At 41.3% G+C, this 19,526-nt stretch carries 21 protein-coding genes (1 of these 21 running past the window's edge); 12 read left to right on the forward strand and 9 right to left on the reverse strand.

What is annotated here, in order from left to right; all coding sequences use genetic code 11:
• Positions 1-44 precede the first annotated feature (44 nt).
• A complete protein-coding gene (locus tag H0U71_01430; GenBank protein MBA2653714.1) occupies positions 45-833 on the forward strand; it encodes a class I SAM-dependent methyltransferase in 789 nt (262 codons plus the stop codon).
• On the opposite strand, the gene H0U71_01435 is transcribed toward H0U71_01430, so the two are convergent.
• The 3 genes from H0U71_01435 to H0U71_01445 form a co-directional block, all read right to left on the reverse strand.
• Positions 823-1,191 carry a sulfurtransferase gene (locus H0U71_01435; GenBank protein ID MBA2653715.1) on the reverse strand — a complete coding sequence of 123 codons (369 nt, stop codon included), beginning with the start codon at positions 1,189-1,191 and terminating at the stop codon, positions 823-825. The genes H0U71_01430 and H0U71_01435 overlap by 11 nt on opposite strands.
• A complete protein-coding gene (gene parE, locus H0U71_01440) occupies positions 1,188-3,092 on the reverse strand; it encodes a DNA topoisomerase IV subunit B (GenBank protein ID MBA2653716.1) in 1,905 nt (634 codons plus the stop codon). Before parE ends, H0U71_01435 begins: the two co-directional genes overlap by 4 nt.
• Positions 3,093-3,284: 192 nt before the next feature.
• Positions 3,285-3,911 carry an NUDIX domain-containing protein gene (locus H0U71_01445; protein MBA2653717.1) on the reverse strand — a complete coding sequence of 209 codons (627 nt, stop codon included), beginning with the start codon at positions 3,909-3,911 and terminating at the stop codon, positions 3,285-3,287.
• Positions 3,912-4,076: 165 nt separating this feature from the next.
• Between H0U71_01445 and H0U71_01450 the strand changes: the two genes are divergently transcribed.
• Both H0U71_01450 and H0U71_01455 read left to right on the forward strand, forming a co-directional pair.
• Positions 4,077-4,772 (forward strand): protein-L-isoaspartate O-methyltransferase, encoded by a 696-nt coding sequence (locus H0U71_01450; protein ID MBA2653718.1) that lies wholly within the window; start codon positions 4,077-4,079, stop codon positions 4,770-4,772.
• A gap of 23 nt (positions 4,773-4,795) precedes the next feature.
• Positions 4,796-6,217 carry a TolC family outer membrane protein gene (locus tag H0U71_01455; GenBank protein ID MBA2653719.1) on the forward strand — a complete coding sequence of 474 codons (1,422 nt, stop codon included), beginning with the start codon at positions 4,796-4,798 and terminating at the stop codon, positions 6,215-6,217.
• Here H0U71_01455 and waaA read toward each other — a convergent pair.
• The gene (waaA, locus tag H0U71_01460; protein MBA2653720.1) at positions 6,214-7,503 is read right to left on the reverse strand and encodes a lipid IV(A) 3-deoxy-D-manno-octulosonic acid transferase; all 1,290 of its coding nucleotides are present in this window, start codon (positions 7,501-7,503) and stop codon (positions 6,214-6,216) included. The two genes, H0U71_01455 and waaA, sit on opposite strands and share 4 nt — an antisense overlap.
• Positions 7,504-7,692: 189 nt before the next feature.
• Between waaA and H0U71_01465 the strand changes: the two genes are divergently transcribed.
• The 4 genes from H0U71_01465 (at position 7,693) to H0U71_01480 (ending at position 10,524) form a co-directional block, all read left to right on the forward strand.
• Positions 7,693-7,941, forward strand: a complete 249-nt coding sequence (locus H0U71_01465) for a hypothetical protein (protein MBA2653721.1) — start codon at positions 7,693-7,695, stop codon at positions 7,939-7,941.
• Positions 7,942-8,003: 62 nt separating this feature from the next.
• On the forward strand, positions 8,004-8,630 hold the full coding sequence (locus tag H0U71_01470; protein MBA2653722.1) for a DUF47 family protein: 627 nt from the start codon (positions 8,004-8,006) through the stop codon (positions 8,628-8,630).
• A gap of 1 nt (position 8,631) precedes the next feature.
• Positions 8,632-9,633, forward strand: coding sequence for an inorganic phosphate transporter (locus tag H0U71_01475; GenBank protein ID MBA2653723.1), 1,002 nt, complete (start codon positions 8,632-8,634; stop codon positions 9,631-9,633).
• A 30-nt stretch (positions 9,634-9,663) separates the two neighbouring features.
• On the forward strand, positions 9,664-10,524 hold the full coding sequence (locus tag H0U71_01480; GenBank protein ID MBA2653724.1) for a class II glutamine amidotransferase: 861 nt from the start codon (positions 9,664-9,666) through the stop codon (positions 10,522-10,524).
• On the opposite strand, the gene hemL is transcribed toward H0U71_01480, so the two are convergent.
• On the reverse strand, positions 10,525-11,823 hold the full coding sequence (gene hemL, locus H0U71_01485; protein MBA2653725.1) for a glutamate-1-semialdehyde 2,1-aminomutase: 1,299 nt from the start codon (positions 11,821-11,823) through the stop codon (positions 10,525-10,527). It lies immediately after the preceding gene.
• A gap of 145 nt (positions 11,824-11,968) precedes the next feature.
• Here hemL and H0U71_01490 point away from each other — a divergent pair, with 145 nt between their 5' ends.
• Entirely contained in the window at positions 11,969-12,133 is a 165-nt protein-coding gene (locus H0U71_01490) for a rubredoxin (protein ID MBA2653726.1), read from the forward strand.
• Here the strand turns inward: H0U71_01490 and H0U71_01495 are convergent.
• The gene (locus H0U71_01495; GenBank protein MBA2653727.1) at positions 12,117-13,055 is read right to left on the reverse strand and encodes a hypothetical protein; all 939 of its coding nucleotides are present in this window, start codon (positions 13,053-13,055) and stop codon (positions 12,117-12,119) included. The genes H0U71_01490 and H0U71_01495 overlap by 17 nt on opposite strands.
• Before the next feature lie 56 nt (positions 13,056-13,111).
• Positions 13,112-13,537 carry a protoporphyrinogen oxidase HemJ gene (gene hemJ, locus H0U71_01500; GenBank protein MBA2653728.1) on the reverse strand — a complete coding sequence of 142 codons (426 nt, stop codon included), beginning with the start codon at positions 13,535-13,537 and terminating at the stop codon, positions 13,112-13,114.
• Positions 13,538-13,623: 86 nt separating this feature from the next.
• On the opposite strand from hemJ, the gene erpA reads away from it, so the two are divergent.
• The gene (gene erpA, locus H0U71_01505; protein ID MBA2653729.1) at positions 13,624-14,010 is read left to right on the forward strand and encodes an iron-sulfur cluster insertion protein ErpA; all 387 of its coding nucleotides are present in this window, start codon (positions 13,624-13,626) and stop codon (positions 14,008-14,010) included.
• A 99-nt stretch (positions 14,011-14,109) separates the two neighbouring features.
• Here erpA and H0U71_01510 read toward each other — a convergent pair whose 3' ends face one another.
• Complete coding sequence (locus H0U71_01510; protein ID MBA2653730.1) at positions 14,110-15,216, reverse strand: anhydro-N-acetylmuramic acid kinase; 1,107 nt, start codon at positions 15,214-15,216, stop codon at positions 14,110-14,112.
• A 9-nt stretch (positions 15,217-15,225) separates the two neighbouring features.
• Positions 15,226-16,662, reverse strand: coding sequence for a peptidoglycan DD-metalloendopeptidase family protein (locus H0U71_01515; GenBank protein ID MBA2653731.1), 1,437 nt, complete (start codon positions 16,660-16,662; stop codon positions 15,226-15,228).
• A gap of 125 nt (positions 16,663-16,787) precedes the next feature.
• Between H0U71_01515 and H0U71_01520 the strand changes: the two genes are divergently transcribed.
• From H0U71_01520 to H0U71_01530, 3 genes are all read left to right on the forward strand, one after another.
• Positions 16,788-17,987, forward strand: coding sequence for a tyrosine--tRNA ligase (locus tag H0U71_01520; GenBank protein MBA2653732.1), 1,200 nt, complete (start codon positions 16,788-16,790; stop codon positions 17,985-17,987).
• Positions 17,988-18,136: 149 nt separating this feature from the next.
• Positions 18,137-19,129, forward strand: coding sequence for a hypothetical protein (locus H0U71_01525; protein MBA2653733.1), 993 nt, complete (start codon positions 18,137-18,139; stop codon positions 19,127-19,129).
• 23 nt (positions 19,130-19,152) lie between these two features.
• A protein-coding gene (locus H0U71_01530; protein MBA2653734.1) for a hypothetical protein crosses the window boundary here: on the forward strand, positions 19,153-19,526 show its start. It continues 634 nt past the right edge of the window; the window shows 374 of its 1,008 coding nt (coding positions 1-374); its start codon is at positions 19,153-19,155; the stop codon falls past the right edge of the window.

Raw genomic sequence — 19,526 nt, forward strand, 5'->3', positions numbered from 1 at the left:
TGAAGTAAACTACGAATCGGGCTAATAGTGGATAAAATTAATCGATGATTGTAGCAGAACTTGCGTTTTATATAGAAGACAAAACACGTGAGTCTGAAGGTGAACAATTAGCGAAAAAATTGCAACTCCCTCTAGTTTTGGATCTTCAACCTAATCAATTAGTTTTAACACTGACAGCGCAGCGCTTAGAATTACGTTTAACGAATCAAAAAATAAACCCACTCTATGTCGATTTTTTAAATCAAAATATTCAAAAACGACTTCTTAAGAATAAGGGCAGAAACGAGCTTATTGCTAAAGCCATAGGGCTTAAAGGACATTTTATACCTCGCATTATTGATGCCACCGCCGGTCTGGGTAATGACGCATTGGTAATGGCTAACCTGGGTTGCGAGGTAACCTTGCTTGAACGTTCTCCTATCATTTTTGCGTTGCTGGAAGATGGTTTAAAACGCGCCCAAACACACCTGCCCAATTGGATTAATAATATAAATTTATTATGTGTGGACAGCATTGATTTTCTTAATAATGAGCTTAAGCATCAACGGCAGGTAGATGTCATTTATCTAGACCCTATGTTCCCCGAAAGAACTAAGTCAGCCTTGGTAAAAAAAGAAATGAGGATATTGAAAAGCATTGTGGGGGAGGATGAAGATGCACAAGCCTTATTTAGGATCGCCCAAAGATGCGCCAAAAAAAGAGTAGTGGTAAAACGACCAAGATACGCTGAAACGCTAATTAACGAGTCACCTTCCTTAATATATAAGGGGAAAGCAACTCGATATGATGTTTATTTGTCGGACACCCGTAAAACCCAAGAGACTAATAGCTGACTGGCAAGTCTGCGCTAAACCATGAACCAAAACCACCCTGCAAAGAATAGACACTGGTGTAGCCCATTTTTTGTATCGCATCACTTGCTAGTGCCGAACGAAAACCGCCGCCGCAATATAAGACAATGGTCGCTCTTTTATCTACAATAATCTTCTCAATATCCCTTTCTATGACGCCCTTACTCATATGAATAGCCTTGGGTATTCGTCCTCTTTGCCATTCATTATCTTCACGCACATCAACGAGATAAAATTGATCATTGTTCTGCAATTTTTCGTTTAATTGAACAATATTAATTTCTTCAACTCTACTTTGTGCGTCTTCTACGAGGGCTAAAAATTCTGGATTGTGTTTCATATTTGAACCTCTGCTAAATCGCCCTTGGTTTCCAGCCAATGTTTTCTATCCAGGGAACGTTTTTTTGATAATAACATATCTAATAAATCTTCGGTTTTGTCGCCTTCTTGTACATTAAGTTGTACTAGCCGCCGCGTTTCGGGTGCCATGGTGGTCTCGCGAAGCTGCAGTGGATTCATTTCCCCCAACCCTTTAAAACGTTGAACATGAACCGTGCCTTTTTTCTTTTCAGCGGAGATCCGTTCTAAAATGCCTTTCTTTTCCGCATCATCGAGAGCATAGAAAACCTCTTTACCAATATCAATCCGATATAAGGGAGGCATGGCGACAAAGATATGACCCGCGATGACCAAGGGTTTAAAATGTTTTAAAAATAAAGCGCAGAGTAAGGTAGCGATATGTTGACCATCAGAATCTGCGTCAGCCAAAATGCAGATCTTGCTATATCTTAGGTTTTCCATGTCGTGCGCTCCTGGCTCAACACCGATAGCAACCGAGATATCGTGAATTTCTTGAGAGCCTAAAATTTCATCAGGATTCACTTCCCACGTATTTAAAATTTTCCCTCGCAGCGGCATCACTGCCTGAAATTCCCGACTTCTCGCCTGCTTTGCCGATCCCCCCGCGGAATCTCCTTCAACCAAAAATAGTTCACTTGAATCAGAATCTTGAGAGCTACAATCTGCTAATTTTCCGGGTAAGGCCGGTCCTGAAGTGACTTTTTTGCGGATGATTTTTTTACTATCACGGGTCCGTCTTTGGGCATTGTTAATGGCCAGTTCGGCTAAACTTTCGCCAAGATTGACATGTTGATTTAAGAATAGACTAAAAGCATCTTTTACCACGCCAGAAACAAAGGCAACGCATTCTCGTGAGGATAAGCGTTCTTTCGTTTGACCAGAGAATTGGGGATCCTGCAGTTTGACAGATAATACATAATTACAGTTTTCCCAGATATCATCGACGGTAAGTTTCAATCCCCTCGGCAAAAGTTTGCGAATTTCACAAAATTCCCGCATTGCTTCGAGTAGGCCCGTTCGAAAACCATTAACATGTGTTCCCCCCTGAATGGTGGGAATAAGATTTACATAACTTTCAGCAACGATAATGCCCTTATTTTCAGGCAACCAAGATACGGCCCAATCCACCGCCTCTTCATTACCAAAGAAACTGCCCACAAAAGGGTCCTCGGGTAATCTTTCTTCATTGACCAAGGTGCTGCTGAGGTAGTCTTTCAACCCATCTTCGTAGCACCACTCTTCAGTCTTACCGGTATGCTCATCATGAAAATAAACGTGTAAGCCGGGACACAATACTGCTTTTGCTCTTAAAGCATGTTTTAAATGGGTGAGAGAGAATTTACCGATATCGAAGTATTTGCTATCCGGCCAAAAGCGGACCGTGGTGCCACTTTCTTGTTTGTTGGCGGTTCCAACTACGACAAGGTCTGAGGCCTTATCACCATTGGCAAACACCATTTGGTAAAGCTTACCTTCACGTTTTACGATCACCTGCAATTTAGTGGAAAGCGCATTCACCACGGAAATGCCTACGCCGTGGAGACCTCCTGAAAACTTATAGTTTTTATTAGAGAATTTTGCTCCAGCATGAAGTCGAGTCAAAATTAGCTCTACTCCGGGTATGCCTTCTTCAGGATGCTTATCAACAGGCATTCCTCGACCATCATCAATAACTTCTAATGATCCGTCCTTATAAACATTAATGGCTATTTGTGTGGCATGCCCGGCGATAGCCTCATCGACACTATTGTCAATTGCTTCAAACGCCAAGTGGTTAGGATTGCGGGTATCGGTATACATGCCTGGGCGTTTACGTACCGGATCTAGGCCGCTTAATACCTCAATTGCTTCTGCGGTATAGGAATTTTTATTTTCTGACATATGTTTTACTCATGGTAGACGACTGATACCTGTTTTTATATTGCCATTATATTCAAATTCTATCCAGCGATAACCTGGGGTCAAACTATCATTTCCAAGACAGCGGTCAGATTCGCATCAGGTGAGGAGTTTTGTAGTTGCTCCAGAGGATCGGCGAACAAATGACAATCTGAAATTTGGGCCACACGAAGACTAGTTATCATTCCATTCGACATCCAATTTAGGTTTATTAAGTTGCAACCATTGAAGCGCCATGATGGTAATCGCATTGTTGATAGCGCCTTTTTCAAGCAAATCAAACGCTTCTTGGGTATCCATTACATGGACGCGGATATCCTCATGCTCTTCCTTTAAGCCATGAATGCCGCCTGCCTGAGAAGCATCCACCTTGGCGCAAAACATGCTAAGGTATTCATTGCTCCCTCCCGGACTCACCCAATACTCATATATTTTTTTTAAGGCAATCGGATCTAACCCACTCTCTTCCTTAATTTCTCGGCGAATGATGTCTTCAGGATTTCTATCATCTTCATCGGCAAGTCCCGCAACTATTTCCAATAACCAGGGACATTGTTGAGCCATGGCGCCTATTCTAAATTGCTCTATGAGAACGATTTTATTTAGAAGTGGATCATAGGGAAGTGCAGCTGCTATGGGGCGTCGGATACACAACGCACGACCCAGTACCTCGCTCCAGCCGCCTAAAAATAAGCGATGTTTGAAATGGTAGGTTCTAACTTTAAAAAATCCCGAATAAATTTCCTCTTCGGATATCATCTCAACATCTTTTTGGCTATCAAATTTAGACTTTTGGGCCATGTTCCACCTTTGTTTATAGAGAGGGTTTAGCTTAGCAGGTAAAGTTTAGATCAAATATTTTTAATTTGTCTTTAAGTTGTTACAATCACCTCCGAATCATTTATATAGTAACTACTCAAAGCGCTTAGAGAAATAGCAGGACGCGAAGTTAATAAAGAGAACGCAATGGCAAAGGATGGTTTCCTCCAGTTATCGATCAATGGTCCCAAAGGCCATGAAAAGGCCCGGACTAATATGCTCAAACAGCAAATTCGGACGTGGGATGTATTAAATGATAAGATCTTAGGTCTCTTCATTACTGTACCTCGTGAGGAATTTGTACCCGTCAAATACAAATCACTCGCCTTCGCAGACCTAGCAATTCCGTTAGGGCATGGGCAGAGTATGATGCCTCCTCGTGAAGAAGCGCGAATTCTGCAAGAACTAAAAATAACCCCGGCAGATAAAATTTTACTCTTAGGCATAGATAGCGGTTTTATGCTGACCTTGCTTACGAAACTGGGTAAACATGTATATTATTTGGATAATGACTTTGACTCGCTCGACAATGTCAAAAATAAGATTGAAAAGTATAAAATAACCAACGTCACGCCCTTAGTAGGGGGAATCTATCAGGGATGGCAAGATTATTATCCTTTTGATGTTATCCTGTGCACCGGATCACTCCCTGATATTCCTCAAGTTTTAAAGAATGCACTTAACATTCAGGGCAGACTCTTTGCTGTTATAGGCAACACTCCCGCAATGGAGGCAATGATTATCCGGCGAGTCTCGAAAACTAATTGGGATGAAACAACAATATTTGAAACAGAGCGACCCCGAATATTAGATGTAAAAGAACCTGAAACGTTCACATTTTAGAACCAAGGAAGAGTTCATAGTTTATGAAAAAAATAATTTCTTGCCTGATTACCTTGTTAGCAGTGTGGTCTCAAACATTACTCGCTGCTGACTTACTCGAGATATATTGTGAGGCAGTAAAATGCGATCCTAAATTTAATGGGGCCTATGCGGAATTACTAGCGAATAGAGAAAATCTCCCCATCAACCGTTCTGCGCTATTGCCCCGCCTTGATATTCACGGGGATGCTGAACGTCAAAGAGTAAGAATCGATGGAATTAACTTTACGAACTTCCAATCCACAGGAATCTTCATCCCCATCGCAGATACCAATACTTTTTATAATAACCATGTTTTTTATTCTTTAAAATTAACTCAACCTGTCTTTAACTACAAAAATTGGTCGAAGGTTCAGCAAGCAAAGGCCACCGTCAAGCAAGCAGAGGCTGCTTTTTGTGCCTCTGCGCAAGACTTAATGGTGAGAGTGGTTAGAGCCTATTTCGATGTAATGATTGCGGATGCTAACTTGTTTTATACAAGGGAGAATAAAAAAGCTGTGGCGGAACAGCTTAGGCAAAGCAAAGAAACTTTTAGAGTTGGCGTAATCCCTATTACCAATGTTTATGAAGCCCAGGCGCGATTCGATTTGGTTATCGCTCAAGAAGTCACGGAGCGCTATGAGCTAGCCGCGAGAATCGAGATTTTGCGCACCATCACCAATCATTTATATTGTAACTTAAAAGGTTTGAGTGGTTTCCTACCTCTAGTCACGCCTCAGCCAGCTAATATTACAGATTGGGTTTGCATATCGGAAAAACAAAATTATCAATTACTGGCTGCTCACTTTGCCACTCTGGCGGCTCAGCAAAATATTAAAATCCAAGCGGGAGATCAGTTGCCCGTAGTAAATACCTTTGGTCAATTCATCTATAGCTACGATAGTAATATCCAAGGCAGTGGTGTATTACTACGCCAACAAATTGCACAAGGTGGGGTGGAGCTAGATTGGGCTCCCATTCAAGGGGGCGGGATTATTGCTCGAACCAATCAAGCCCAATATCAATATCAGCAAGCCTGTATCGAGCAAGAAAGAATCCGCCGCTTGGTAACCTCTCAGGCTAGGAATTCTTTCTTAGGTATTTATGCCTATATTGCAAAAGTAAATGCCGATAGAGCATTGATAAGCTCCAGCCAGCTCTCTTTAAAGGCGACAATGGAAAGCTATAAAGTGGGAACACGTACCATTTTAGATGTTCTAAACCAGCAAACCCAACTTTATAATGCTCAAAAAACGTTTATTCGTGATCGCTATGAATATATTTATCAAACAGTTTTATTAAAGCAAGCATCGGGAACCTTGAGCGTAGGTGATATACAGCAAATCAATTGTTGGCTCTACAGTACGATTGATATTAAAAAATATGATGCTCTATTAGAGGGCTGTTTAATGCCTGAAACTCACTAATCGCTAAGGCGTGGCATTGTCTTCTGAATAGTTTTAGTAATGACGTTGATGTGCTTTTCGGTCGCGCCTCGATTTTCTTCAATCACCTCATAGCCCGCAGCCCCTACTCTGTTGCAATAAGTTTCGTCTGCTAATAATCTGCAAAAAATATCATAAAGCGCTTCAGCATCTTTAGCGACATGAAGCGCCTTTGAATGGGTCAACAAGTCGCTAATTGCCGTAAAATTAAATAAATGCGGGCCAGTTACAATGGGGAGCTTTAAAGCGGCAGGTTCTAATAAATTGTGTCCACCCACTGGCACCAAACTTCCGCCAACAAACGCAATATTTGCCAAGGCATAGAAGAAATAAAGTTCTCCCATGCTGTCCCCAATAAATATACTTGTTTCAGAGGTTGGCAGGTTATGGCTGCTGCGTCTTGATATAGTATGTCCTTTTTTGGAACATAAATTGGCGACCTCATCAAATCTTTCTGGATGTCTTGGTACAAGAATCAACAGGGTGTCAGGGAATTTCTGCCGAATTTGAGAAAACACATCAATAAGTTGCTCCTCTTCACCGGCATGGGTGCTCGCCGCGACCAAGATATGTTTAAAAGGAAGTTGCTGCTTAATTTCTAACCCTTTTAGAATCTGTTGCTCGGGCGGTTTGATATCAAACTTCAAGTTTCCAAGGGTCATGAGTTGATCCTTTGGGAAGCCCAGGCTTAAAAATCGATTAGCATCCTGTGTGCTTTGTGCACATAACACACTAATGTTTTTGAGTAGCGGCGAAATTAATTTTTTGATACGCATATACCCTGTGAGCGAACGAGGTGAAAGGCGGGCATTAGCCAATACTAATGGCAGTTTATTCAGGCCAGCAATGTGCAATAAGTTGGGCCATAACTCAGTCTCCATGATAACGCCTAGCATGGGGTTATTATGTTTCAAAAAACGTTTAATGATAAAGGGGAGATCGTAAGGCATATAAATATGTTTAATTTGGGAGTCATCTTTCCATGTGCTTTCAACCCGAATAGCACCTGTAGCTGTCATAGTCGTAATGATGATGGGTATATTAGCAAAAGTAGTTTTTAATTGTCTTATTAGGGGTTCTGCTGCGACGGCTTCTCCATAAGAAACGGCGTGTAACCACAAGGATGAAGAAATCTGCTCATGGCTATATTTGCCAAGTCTTTCTCCAAGACGTTGGAAATTATTGCGCGTCTTACGCGAGCGCCAAAATGCACGAACAAGAATAAAGGGCAATACCGTATAAAATCCGGCGGTGTATAATTTTCTCATCAGTATTTATTCAATGGTTGGTTTTAAAGGAGAGCAAATCTCTTGGGATGTGGTATATTCTGCGTATATTAGCGGATACTGTAAAGAGTAATTTCTATCGTAATTATTCAGCACTCATTTAGAACTTGGAAGAACATCCATATTTGGCTGAACTGTTTTTCTGCTAGCTGAAGGAAGAAGGGAATATTCATGCGTGATTTTTTACTATTCAAGCGAATGCTTACCCCCCTCCTAGTACAGCTACTTTTTTGGATAGCGGTCATACTTTGCATAATAGGCGCTATCAATAATTTCATACACCATGCATTCTTGCATGGTTTGCAAATATTGATCTTAGGGCCTCTTGTAGTACGCGTCGTATGCGAAACGATCATCCTTTTTTTCAGAATGAATGAAACGTTGACAGATCTAAAAAATACTGTACAAGAGAAGCCTTAAGGTGTACAAAGCATCAGAATTTGATCATAACAAAACTGTATTGTTTTTGGAGTTAAGTGGGCATGTTGAAAAAGTTACTTCCGCGAGAGAAAGGCTTTTTTACTCTCTTTCAAGAGGTTGCTGAAAAGGTATTGCATGCCGCGGAACAGTTTCAATCTTTAGTAACTAATTTAGAGGTGTCTGGCGAGTGCGCGAGCATTATTGAGCAAGATGCAAAAGAAGGCGACGAGTTAACAAGACGTACATTCGACCTTCTGCACAAAACTTTTATAACGCCGTTTGACCGTTATGATATTCATAAATTGGCTAGCACCTTAGATGACGTTTTGGATTTATTACATACGACTGCCCAGAAGATTACTATTTATCAAATAGAAACGATTCCCTCTGAGATTCAAAGCCTGGCACAGCTTGCGTTAGAAATTGCTCGTTTAGTTAAAACTTCTATTCACCAACTCGATTCTTTGAAAAATGGTGATGAAATTATGCAGTATTGCCGTCAAATAATTAAGTTAAGAAATGAGGCGGAGCAATTAGCGTTAACGGGTGTTGCGAAATTATTTGAACAAGAATCTGACTTTAAGAATCTGCTCAAAATCAAGGAAGTCTATGAGTCGATCAAGCGCATCACTGATAAAAGTCAAAATCTGGCTAATATCATGAAGGGCATTGTTCTAGAGTACGCTTGATATGATGACTTTCGTTGTTTTTATCATTGCACTAGCCTTATTTTTTGATTTTTTAAATGGCTTTCACGACGCAGCCAATTCAATTGCGACCGTTGTATCCACCCGAGTTCTGAAGCCTTATTGGGCTGTTATCTGGGCCGCCTTCTTTAACTTCATTGCCTTTTTATTTTTCAAATTAGAAGTCGCCAACACTATCGGTACTGGCATAATTGATCCCTCTATCGTAAATCCTCATCTTATCTGTGCTGCGTTATTTGGCGCGATTATCTGGAATATTATCACTTGGTATTATGGGCTTCCTTCGAGTTCATCACATGCTTTATTTGGCGGACTGCTTGGAGCTGGTCTTGCGCGAGCCAATGGTAATTTTGACGTCATTAATATTACAGGAATAACAAAAATATTCGCTGCGATTTTCCTCTCCCCCATTTTGGGATTCGTATTTGGTGTTTTGTTTATGTTCTTAATAGTGCGGTTATTTTGGCGAGTGCCCCGATTAAAAGCAGATAAACTTTTCAAACGTTTACAATTGGTTTCAGCAGCATTAATAAGTCTTGGACATGGCGGTAATGATGCCCAAAAAACAATGGGTATTATTGCTGTATTACTCTTCTCCTCGAATCTTTTAGGCGATAAATTCTATGTGCCAATCTGGGTGGTGATTACTTGTAACTTTGTAATGGCGTTAGGTACCTTATTTGGCGGTTGGAAGATAGTCAGAACCATGGGCATGCGTATCACTAAATTAAAGCCCGTCAGCGGTTTCTGTGCTGAGACAGCAAGTGCGATGACTTTATTTATCGCGACCCATTTTGGGATTCCTGTCTCTACCACCCATACAATAGCCGGTTCAATTTTTGGCACTGGCAGTTTATTTAACTTTTCTGCGGTGAGATGGGGAATTGCAAGGCGCATTGTTTGGGCGTGGGTCATTACCGTTCCGGCAGCAGCTTTAGTGGCAGTGTGCTTTTGGTGGATGCTTTATTTTATAGTGGGCCTATAATATTTAATAGGTTTGCAAAAGAGTATAGCCATGTGTCGTTTTATTGCCTATGCGGGAAATCCCATCATTTTAGATGACGTCCTCTATAAGCCTAAGAATTCATTAATACGTCAGAGTATTCATGCGAGAGAAGCCGATGAGCCGTTAAATGGAGATGGCTTCGGTTTAGGGTGGTATGTGCCCGAAATTGACCCATATCCTGCATTATTTACTTCAATCCAACCCGCATGGAATGATCGCAATCTTCAATACCTGGCTCCTAAGATCAGATCAAACTGTTTTTTTGCCCATGTTCGAGCCGCAAGCTCCGGCGGCGTTTCAATTTTAAACTGTCATCCCTTCCATTATCACCGTTTCTTATTTATGCATAATGGGGATATTGCAGAATTCCACAAAATTAAACGGTACTTAAGGCGCCAACTTTCCGATGAAGCGTATGATTGGATTAAGGGATCCACAGATTCTGAACATATGTTTGCGCTTTTTATCGATATTTTTAACCAAAATAAATGCCATCTTACCGCCGAAGATATAGGCGGCGCCTTTGAAGAAACGCTACAGCGCATTCAATTATTACAAAAAGAGCAGCATGTAGAGGGTATAAACTATATCAATGCAGCGATTACAGATGGTCGCAGTATTGTTGCGGTACGATATATCTCGGAAAAAGCCTCCAAAGCACCATCCCTGCATTTTTCAGAGGGGAGTTACTATGAGTATTACGGCGGAGTGTGTCATATGCGCCCTTCTAGGGCGGGCCAGAATGGAGCCGTATTAGTGGTCTCCGAGACATTAAACAGCTACAAAGCAGAATGGCAAGACATTCCTGTAAATTATATGCTGCTGGTTCGAGACGATTTATCCACCAAGCTTCAGCCAGTTAAGGTGTGATTAACTTGCACTTAACTGCCCGAAAACTTTGGCTGCAACTTGAATAGTTTGATCTAATTCTCGTTTTTTATGCGCAATAGACATAAAACCTGCTTCATATGCGGAAGGGGCTAAATAAATCCCATTTTGCAGCATATGATGGAAAAAACGTTGAAAGCGGGGTAGATCACAATTTCGAACGTCTTGTAAAGAAGAAACCGATTCTTGTTCGGTGAAAAATAATCCAAATAAACCACACGTAGAATTGATTACTAAGGGAATTTGGCAGGTTTTTGCGGCCTCTTTGAGCCCTTCTACTAGATAATCAGTCTTCGACTGGAGTTTAGTATAAAATTCAGGTTTGGATATCTCCTCTAATGTAGCTAAACCGGCAGCGATGGAAACTGGGTTTCCCGAGAGAGTACCTGCCTGATATACGGGTCCAATAGGAGCGACTAACTCCATAATATCCCTTCTGCCACCAAAGGCTCCAATGGGCATGCCCCCACCAATGATTTTACCCAACGTTGTTAGGTCTGGAGTAATCCCATATTTTTCTTGTGCGCCGCCTAAAGCCACTCGAAATCCCGTTATCACCTCATCAAAAATCAAAAGACTTTTATAGGTGGTGCAGACATCGCGCAATTGTTTTAAAAAGTCAGGCTTTGGTAGCACGCAGTTCATGTTACCTACGACGGGTTCAATAATGACTGCGGCAATTTCATCTGGGAACCGTTCAAAAAACTGTATAACAGAATCAATATCATTGTAATCAGCGGTGAGGGTGTGCTGAGCCAAGTCTTCTGGGACGCCTGGAGAACTGGGAATGCCTAAGGTTAATGCGCCTGAGCCTGCATTAACCAGTAACGAGTCTGAGTGCCCATGATAGCATCCTGCAAACTTCAAAATTTTGGTACGCGAAGTGAATGCCCTAGCAAGTCGAATTGCACTCATGGTGGCCTCAGTACCGGAGTTAACTAATCGCACCATCTCGATCGAAGGAACCAAATGACAAATTTTTTCTGCCATCTTAACTTCTATCAAAGTGGGGGCGCCGAAGCTTAACCCTTTGACCATGGTGTCTTTAACCGCTTGCAAAACCTGTGGATGCGTATGCCCCAAAATCATTGGACCCCACGATCCCACATAATCAATATATCGCTTATCATTTTGGTCAAATACATAAGGCCCTTGGGCTTTTTTGATAAAGACCGGAACACCGCCCACGCCATTAAACGCTCGAACGGGTGAATTAACGCCTCCCGGAATATGCAATTTAGCAAAAGTATAAAGTTCCAGAGATTTATCGAGTATTTGCATAATCTGACTACCTAGAGTGATAAAAATACCCTATGATAACAGCAAAATTTAAAACTGATAAATTGTAACTACTCGCCTATAGAAGCGGACTAGCCAACTAATCACTTTAGGTGTGAGTAGAGACGATAAATTAACAAGAGACGTTATGAAAAAATACATGTGTTTATTGTGCGGTTATATCTACGATGAAGAACTGGGTTGGCCTGAAGATGGTATTGCTCCAGGAACTCTTTGGCAGGAGGTTCCTGAAGATTGGTTATGTCCTGAATGCGGTGCCAGTAAGGCAGATTTTGTTATGGTAGCAGTTTAGAGTTTTCGTTCACTGCAACACTTTGATAATCTTTAATGAAGTTTTCTATATCAAGAAGAGAATGGGTTGAGCGACCACAATTTTGCGGTAATACACGATGCACACTCAAGGCACTTTTCAAAGATCTTTGGGCAACAGGATGGATATCCAAAAATTCTTCAAAAAGTTTCTTGTCATTAAGATCCTTGAAATGATCGTGCATGGGATTAGTTAAAGCTGATTTTGCATTTTGAAGTGCTGTTCTTATTGTCTGCGCTTTTTTCCCCCTACCAATTGAAAAAAAATGGTGTGATTCCCGATCTAAACGTTGAGCGACTTTTTCAATCTCTTGAAATAAAGGTTTTAACCTATCAAAGGGCGTCTCTTCTTTAATGTAATCCTTCTCTTCATCTTGAGATGGTGAGGGCAAGGATTTCAGATTAGAGTTAATCACAGGGATGTTAGCTTCTCCCTCGTCTTTCTTTGTAGCTTTTTCCGTGTGTTTATTTGTAGATGCATTATTAGGAGCAAGCTTTTGAATCTCATCGGTTAACGCCTCAATAGCATTTTTTAAAGCTTCTTCTAACATCTGCATCGTTGAGTTATTTGCATTTTGTTGGTAGGAAGCAAATGTTTGTGCAAATCTAGACACAGCCGAATTATCTTTTAATTTTTTATAATGCTGTAGCACTTGAAATAAAGAGTCATAATTTAGTGCTGCAAATTGTGCTTTTACCTCCTCCGTCATGAGCTCTTTTAATCTAGACATCTCCAATTTTTTATCAGTGCACAATAGATTGTTAAAATGTTTTTTCAGTTGAGGAAGAGTTTTTTGTAAGATGAGTAGGAAGTTTTGGAAGTTTACAAGAGATTCAATATTATTTAACTTATCTGCCCTAGGAGGCTTCGTGGGCCGTTTACGCACTTCAGCTTTATTATTCATTAGAATGCCTCTTATTTGTCCATTTCTTACTGGGTTAAATTCTACATTTTTTGCTATTAAAAGGAAGGTTTAACGACTACCAAGATAATAATAGCCACCAAAAATAAAACCGGTATTTCATTAAAAAAACGATAAAAAGTGGCGGAGTGTTTATTCAGGTTTTTTTTAAAATTTTGAACATATTTGCCACAGATAAACTGATATAACCACAGAAGAACCACTAACCCTAGTTTTAGATGCATCCAACCCAACTGCAAATACCCTGAAAAACTATAACTGAGAAGGATGATCCCAAAAAGCGTCGCTAAAATAGCGCTCGGCATCGTTATGCCATAATAAAGTTTTCTTTCCATAATTTTAAATCTGGCATCACTGATGCTATCCTGGACGCTAGCATGGTATACAAACAGACGGGGAAGGTAGAATAAGCCGCTAAACCAGGTGACAACAAAAATTATATGAAAAGCCTTAAACCACAGCATAAATCTCCTTATTAAGTTTCGCTTGACTAAAAACCGCGCCCAAATGATAATAATTATCATTTAGAAGCGATTAAGGTAAAGAACGTATGTCAGAATTAGCGTCATCTCTCGTATTCACGCAAAACGCCGCAGTGAAAGTCTATCAATTAATTCAAGAAGAAGGTAATCCTGATCTTAACTTGCGGGTATTCATTACTGGGGGCGGCTGTTCCGGATTTAAATACGGCTTTACGTTTGACGAGAAAATTAATGCTGATGACATGATTATAGAGAAAAGCGTCACTGAAGGTGAATCTGATGAGGGATCTCAGGGTGGCGGCGCCCAAGTGAAGTTGCTTATTGATTCCTTAAGCTTCCAATATCTTGCAGGTGCCGAGATTGATTACAGAGAAGATGTCGAAGGCTCACGATTCGTTATTCGAAATCCCAATGCCCAAACCACCTGCGGCTGCGGATCATCTTTTTCCGCCTAACCTATAACCTATAACCCAACTGTAGCCTGGATGAAGCGCAGCGTAATCCAGGTCCCCAGACAAACTACCCGAAACTTAAGACAGTAGCGAAGCAGAATATCAAAAAGGCCAATATACCCCGCCCAGAATGGTCGCCTTGGCGGCCCCTGTTACGGCGGGCATGTTACCCGGTAACCTATTCATAGTCTGTTTAGCCATCCAGGCAAAAGCAATGGCCTCCACCCAATCAGGATCAACTCCGAAATCATTGGTGCTAAATAGAGAATGGATTCCTCTCATGCGCTCTAAACGAGCTACTAGGTCTTTATTATGAACCCCGCCCCCACAGATTAAAATATCACTGGCCTCTTTAGTGTGGGTAGCCACTGCAGCTAAAATCGTGCGCGCAGTTAGTTCAGCTAAAGTGCTTTGAATGTCCACGGGGGCTAGATGCATATTTAATAAGTTTTCCTCCAGCCACTCTAGATTAAAATATTCGCGACCAGTGCTTTTAGGAGGGGGGAGCTGAAAATAAGGGTCTGAGAGTAGCCGTTCTAATAGTGGTAGATGGACAATTCCTTGGTTTGCCCAGCCACCCTCATAGTCATAAGGCTGATGTTGGTGTTTTCTGATCCACTGATCCAACAAGGTGTTACCCGGTCCGCAGTCAAATCCCACCACCTGCTCATTTTCATCAAAAGGTAAGTAAGTAAGATTCGCAATCCCCCCTATATTGATGACAACTCTGTTCCGCTGCAATGAGTGGAAAGCAAAGTGATGAAAAGCAGGTGTTAGGGGCGCCCCTTGCCCGCCGCAAGCCATATCTCTGCGTCGAAAGTCTGCGACAGTAGTGATCCCGGTCCGTTCAGCAATGATGTTAGGATCACCTATTTGCAAGGTAAAAGGATATGCTTTATTGGGGTGATGTCTTATTGTTTGGCCATGGCTTCCAATAGCGACTATGTCATGCGATGCAAGACCTAATTTTTTGAGCAAATCATTACACGCATCCGCGAATAAAAAACCCAGTTGTCTATCTAATTGCCCCAGTTGATTGATTTCATCTTCCCCAGGCTGACATATGGTATGAAGGGATTCTTGAATTGAGAGTGGGAAGGGGATGCTTAATCCTCCTAACAGACTGAAGGAATCATCGAAGCTGACTGCGGCAACATCTATTGAATCAATACTGGTGCCTGACATTAAGCCAATGTAGATCGGCGACATAATTAAGGGTTAACCGCGATTAGAATTCTTGTGCGCATCCAGCTTGGCAAGTAATTTTTTTACTTCAATATGAAATTTATTGCGACAGGCATGTGTGATCGATTTTCCACTGGGTAGTGCTACCGTAAGTGGATTGCGATGAACACCATTGATTCTAAATTCGAAATGCAAATGTGGTCCAGTGGCAAGTCCCGAACTACCCACATAACCAATCAGTTGGCCTTGTTGTACTTGGCTGCCTATTTTCAAACCGCAAGCATATTTAGAGAGATGCCCATAAAGAGTGCTGTAGCTAGAGTCATGTTTAATCATGATTGTATTACCATAGCCACCTTTTCGGCCTAATAATGCAATGGTTCCATTCGCAACACTTTTGATTGGCGTTCCATATGGAGCCGCGTAATCTACACCTTCATGATGTCGAAACCGATGTAAAACTGGGTGCCAGCGTTTTGGATTGAATAAAGAGCTAATACGTGTAAATTTTAAGGGCGCAGGCAAAAATCTTTTTTGCATACTGGTTCCATCGGGAGAATAATAACCACTATTCCCCTGTGGATCAGTAAAGCGGACTGCCTGATAAGTATTGGTTGCTGTTTTATATTCTGCTGCGACAATCTCGCCTTCTTTTACTTTCTTGTCGCCGACGTAATAGTCTTGGAAGAGGACACAAACATTGTCACCCGTATGATTTCCTTTGTTGAAATCAATACTATTTTTGAAGATAGTTGATAATTGTGTAGTGCGTTTACCATTCAGCCCTGCTTTTCGAGCAGCGGAACCTACTGATCCATAAACAGTAAATTTTGTAAAAGATTGGTGGGGTTCTAAATTGGCTACTTTTAGTTGAGATTGAAATTTAGAATCGCTAATTCGATTAATTATTAATGTGCTCGCAGGATCAATAGTATAACGCATTTGTTGTAGCGAATGATTATTGATGGAAAGCGTTATTTTCTGCCCTGGAATTAATTTCTTGAGCGCCTTTGAATCGTCATTAATTTTTATAACTTGAATCGCTTCATTTTTATTGATGCCCATTCTAGAAAAAATTTTGCCGAGTGTGTCTTTTGATCTGACAGTAACGGTTTGAGTTTTGTTTTCAAGGCTTGAAGATGGGGGAGCGGTTTGTGGTTCCTCAGCTTTTAGATTCTCTTCATTTTTTTGAGAATTTTGTTCCATATTGTTTTGGATTTTTATTGAAGTTGCTTGAGTTTCTTCATCAAGCGTGGTGCTTTGCATCGAAAGAGGTTGGCTAGTTTGAACTTGATCTGGTATTTCGATGATTTTTTGTGACGTGCTGGAGTGTTTTAACTTCCAAACACTTAAACTGATAACTAACAAGGCAAGTACGCCTATTATAAGATATCGTAATTTTATTGGTGATGATCTTTTTCCAAACAGCTCAAAGGTATTTCGCTGTTGCTTATAATAATATATCTTCATTTAAATCCATTAAATTATTAGTATTCCAAAAGGAATTAACTTGCTACTTTGCGTAACAGTTATAATCTGAAATTATGTGTCAGATATTTAGCCACAAATCATATAAGTTAATGCGGGAGATTGCAATGGGCACAGTAACTGAGTCGATAGAATATCTAAAAAGAGGCGTTGTCGAAATCCTGCTAGAAGCTGACTTTGAAGCAAGATTAAAAATTAATCGTCCCCTGCGTGTGAAGGCAGGTTTTGACCCCACGGCCCCAGATTTGCATTTAGGACATACCGTTTTAATAAATAAGTTACGCCAATTTCAAGAGTTAGGGCATGAGGTGTTATTTTTGATTGGAGACTTTACCGGCATGATCGGCGATCCCAGTGGAAAAAATGCCACCCGCCCCCCTCTCTCTAAAGAACAGGTGATTGAAAATGCCAAAACCTATCAAAGGCAAATTTTTAAGATTTTAGACCCAGAAAAAACGGTCGTGATGTTCAATTCAGCTTGGATGGAGCAACTGAATGCCTCGGATATCATTAGACTGGCCGCAACCCATACTGTGGCGAGAATGCTAGAGAGGGATGATTTCCAAAAACGTTATAGCGGCGGTCAACCCATTGCAATACATGAATTCTTATATCCCTTATTACAAGGTTATGATTCAGTCGCCATGAAGGCAGATGTGGAATTGGGTGGTACAGATCAAAAATTTAATTTGTTAATGGGCCGTGAACTTCAAAAACATTTTGGTCAACCCTCGCAAACAGTCATGACGATGCCACTACTGGAAGGCCTCGATGGAGTGCAAAAAATGTCCAAATCACTTGGGAACTACATCGGCATCGATGAGTCTCCTGACGATATTTTTGGCAAGCTGATGTCTATCTCTGATGATCTGATGTGGCGATATTACGAACTGCTAAGTTTTTCTCCAATTACTAATATAAGTGCTTGGCGAAAACAAATTTCAGAAGGAGCAAACCCAAAAGACTTTAAAGTAAAGCTGGCTATGGAGATCGTTGAACGTTTTCATTCCAAAGAGGCAGCGCTAGCCGCAGAACAAAACTTCATCGCACGATTTCAGCGCCATGAGATTCCAGAAGATTTACCGACGATTACATTAACTGCACCTGATGGACAACTTTATATTGCGCATCTTTTAAAACAGGCCAATTTGGTTTCTAGCACCTCTGAAGCAATGCGTATGATTGATCAAGGCGCCGTGCGTATAGATGGAGAAAAAGTGTCTGATGGTCAGCTTCAAGTGAAAGCGGGCACTGCCCATGTTTATCAGGTGGGTAAAAGACGCTTCGCCAAGGTCTTAATACAGTAGAGTCTTTGCGGCATCATTTAGCGGAAATTTGCTCATTACCCAAACCGGGAATGCTTTGTCATTTCTAGCAGACAAGCTCTTTTGCTTTTATTGCCATCCCGGTAGCTAACGATTATAGTAAGCCCTTTGCTGTCACAAGGATGACTCCCATGACAAGAATAATAAATAAGACAAAGTTGTCAGCAGTTCTTTTATTTGGCTGTGTTTTATTTTCACTAAAATGTTATGCGGATGAGGCGGCCGCTTGTTCAGTTCCGGGAACGTGCGCGCCTTGCGGTTATATTTCCGCCAATGCTGCTGGCATTCCTTCTTATGATCCCGGAATAAATCCCTTAACTAACTATGTCGCTTCTGCTGAGACCATTCGATGCCGCGGTTATTTTGCGGGTCCTTATTTGGGGGCTGCTTATGGTTTGGGTAACATTAATTATCATTTAAAAGTCGGAGGCGTTTCGCCTTTTGGTATGGATAATGATGCGCGTAGCTATTTGGTCACCATATTTAACGGTGGTTACAATTTTGTTTTTGATTATTTCTTCTTAGGGGGAGAGGTTGGTTATAATTACCGCTCCCGCGTTAATCCCATCAGTTACCTAGATCCCTTTGATTCACTGGTTACACAAGGTGTGGGTCCTGTGGCTGAGTCTGTGTCCAGTTTTCCTTGCAAAATAAGGCTGGACATTAATTCTCAACATGCTGTTTCCGCTGATCTCCTTCCAGGTTTTGTTTTCTCACGTTTTGTTGCGTACTTGCGATTGGGTGTGGAACAGACGCAATATTCATGGAATAGACGCGTCTGCTTTCCCTTGGTTACATTGGATGATGTGGGCCCCGATCTGTCCACTCAGGTGCTAGGAATGGATTTTGCCGAGTTTAGAAAAAAGACTGGCACTGGATACCGTCTTGGTGCGGGATTCGGAGTGGCAGCTGGGCTGCATGTTAGTTTCCATCTTAATTATATACATACCTTTGGTAACAAAATGACTTTTACACCGGATGTTTCAGCAATCGCTGCAAACCTCCCGATTGCGGTTATTTCCGAAGTTTTTGCATCCACTGCTTCATTGACGCAGTTGGCGGCTGACAATGTGATAGAGCCTCAAAGAGATGAGGTAAATTTTGGTGTTAAGTTTAGATTTTGATTGCCATTTAAAAGGAGAGCCGTATGAAATTAACATCAAGGGGAATAGCTTTATTCGCTTTATCCCTGTATGTGTTTTCAGCGGAGGCAATTGCTGAGGCAGAATGCTCTTCAGGGGGTGGCTGCGCCGCTTGTGGTGAGTTCATAACTAACTTGCCTATGCCCTCAGCTGATAATTGCGGTGTGCAGCCCCTGCAAAACTATGTGGCTACTTATGAGAACTGTTTACGAAGTGGCTGGAATGGAATATACCTCGGAACGGGATTTGGGTATGGTACAACCAACTACAATTTAAAAATTCCCGGAATCATTCTCCAGAAAAAATCGAATTCCTATATTACTGAATATGTCAGCCTAGGCTATGCGCATTCATCATCGCGATTTTTTATAGCAGGAGA

It is taken from the genome of Gammaproteobacteria bacterium (genome assembly GCA_013697705.1).
Lineage (GTDB): Bacteria > Pseudomonadota > Gammaproteobacteria > UBA6002 > UBA6002 > UBA6002.

What these genes read in the sequence shown, in the direction of transcription:
- hemL (MBA2653725.1), bottom strand. Translation starts at nt 11,823, where the DNA reads ATGCAAATACTCGATAAATCTCTGGAACTTTATACTTTTGCTAAATTG.
- H0U71_01470 (MBA2653722.1), top strand. Translation starts at nt 8,004, where the DNA reads ATGTTGAAAAAGTTACTTCCGCGAGAGAAAGGCTTTTTTACTCTCTTT.
- H0U71_01435 (MBA2653715.1), bottom strand. Translation starts at nt 1,191, where the DNA reads ATGAAACACAATCCAGAATTTTTAGCCCTCGTAGAAGACGCACAAAGT.
- H0U71_01430 (MBA2653714.1), top strand. Translation starts at nt 45, where the DNA reads ATGATTGTAGCAGAACTTGCGTTTTATATAGAAGACAAAACACGTGAG.
- H0U71_01475 (MBA2653723.1), top strand. Translation starts at nt 8,632, where the DNA reads ATGATGACTTTCGTTGTTTTTATCATTGCACTAGCCTTATTTTTTGAT.
- erpA (MBA2653729.1), top strand. Translation starts at nt 13,624, where the DNA reads ATGTCAGAATTAGCGTCATCTCTCGTATTCACGCAAAACGCCGCAGTG.
- H0U71_01515 (MBA2653731.1), bottom strand. Translation starts at nt 16,662, where the DNA reads ATGAAGATATATTATTATAAGCAACAGCGAAATACCTTTGAGCTGTTT.
- H0U71_01480 (MBA2653724.1), top strand. Translation starts at nt 9,664, where the DNA reads ATGTGTCGTTTTATTGCCTATGCGGGAAATCCCATCATTTTAGATGAC.
- hemJ (MBA2653728.1), bottom strand. Translation starts at nt 13,537, where the DNA reads ATGCTGTGGTTTAAGGCTTTTCATATAATTTTTGTTGTCACCTGGTTT.
- H0U71_01520 (MBA2653732.1), top strand. Translation starts at nt 16,788, where the DNA reads ATGGGCACAGTAACTGAGTCGATAGAATATCTAAAAAGAGGCGTTGTC.
- H0U71_01465 (MBA2653721.1), top strand. Translation starts at nt 7,693, where the DNA reads ATGCGTGATTTTTTACTATTCAAGCGAATGCTTACCCCCCTCCTAGTA.
- H0U71_01490 (MBA2653726.1), top strand. Translation starts at nt 11,969, where the DNA reads ATGAAAAAATACATGTGTTTATTGTGCGGTTATATCTACGATGAAGAA.
- H0U71_01455 (MBA2653719.1), top strand. Translation starts at nt 4,796, where the DNA reads ATGAAAAAAATAATTTCTTGCCTGATTACCTTGTTAGCAGTGTGGTCT.
- parE (MBA2653716.1), bottom strand. Translation starts at nt 3,092, where the DNA reads ATGTCAGAAAATAAAAATTCCTATACCGCAGAAGCAATTGAGGTATTA.
- H0U71_01450 (MBA2653718.1), top strand. Translation starts at nt 4,077, where the DNA reads ATGGCAAAGGATGGTTTCCTCCAGTTATCGATCAATGGTCCCAAAGGC.
- H0U71_01495 (MBA2653727.1), bottom strand. Translation starts at nt 13,055, where the DNA reads ATGAATAATAAAGCTGAAGTGCGTAAACGGCCCACGAAGCCTCCTAGG.
- waaA (MBA2653720.1), bottom strand. Translation starts at nt 7,503, where the DNA reads ATGAGAAAATTATACACCGCCGGATTTTATACGGTATTGCCCTTTATT.
- H0U71_01510 (MBA2653730.1), bottom strand. Translation starts at nt 15,216, where the DNA reads ATGTCGCCGATCTACATTGGCTTAATGTCAGGCACCAGTATTGATTCA.
- H0U71_01445 (MBA2653717.1), bottom strand. Translation starts at nt 3,911, where the DNA reads ATGGCCCAAAAGTCTAAATTTGATAGCCAAAAAGATGTTGAGATGATA.
- H0U71_01525 (MBA2653733.1), top strand. Translation starts at nt 18,137, where the DNA reads ATGACAAGAATAATAAATAAGACAAAGTTGTCAGCAGTTCTTTTATTT.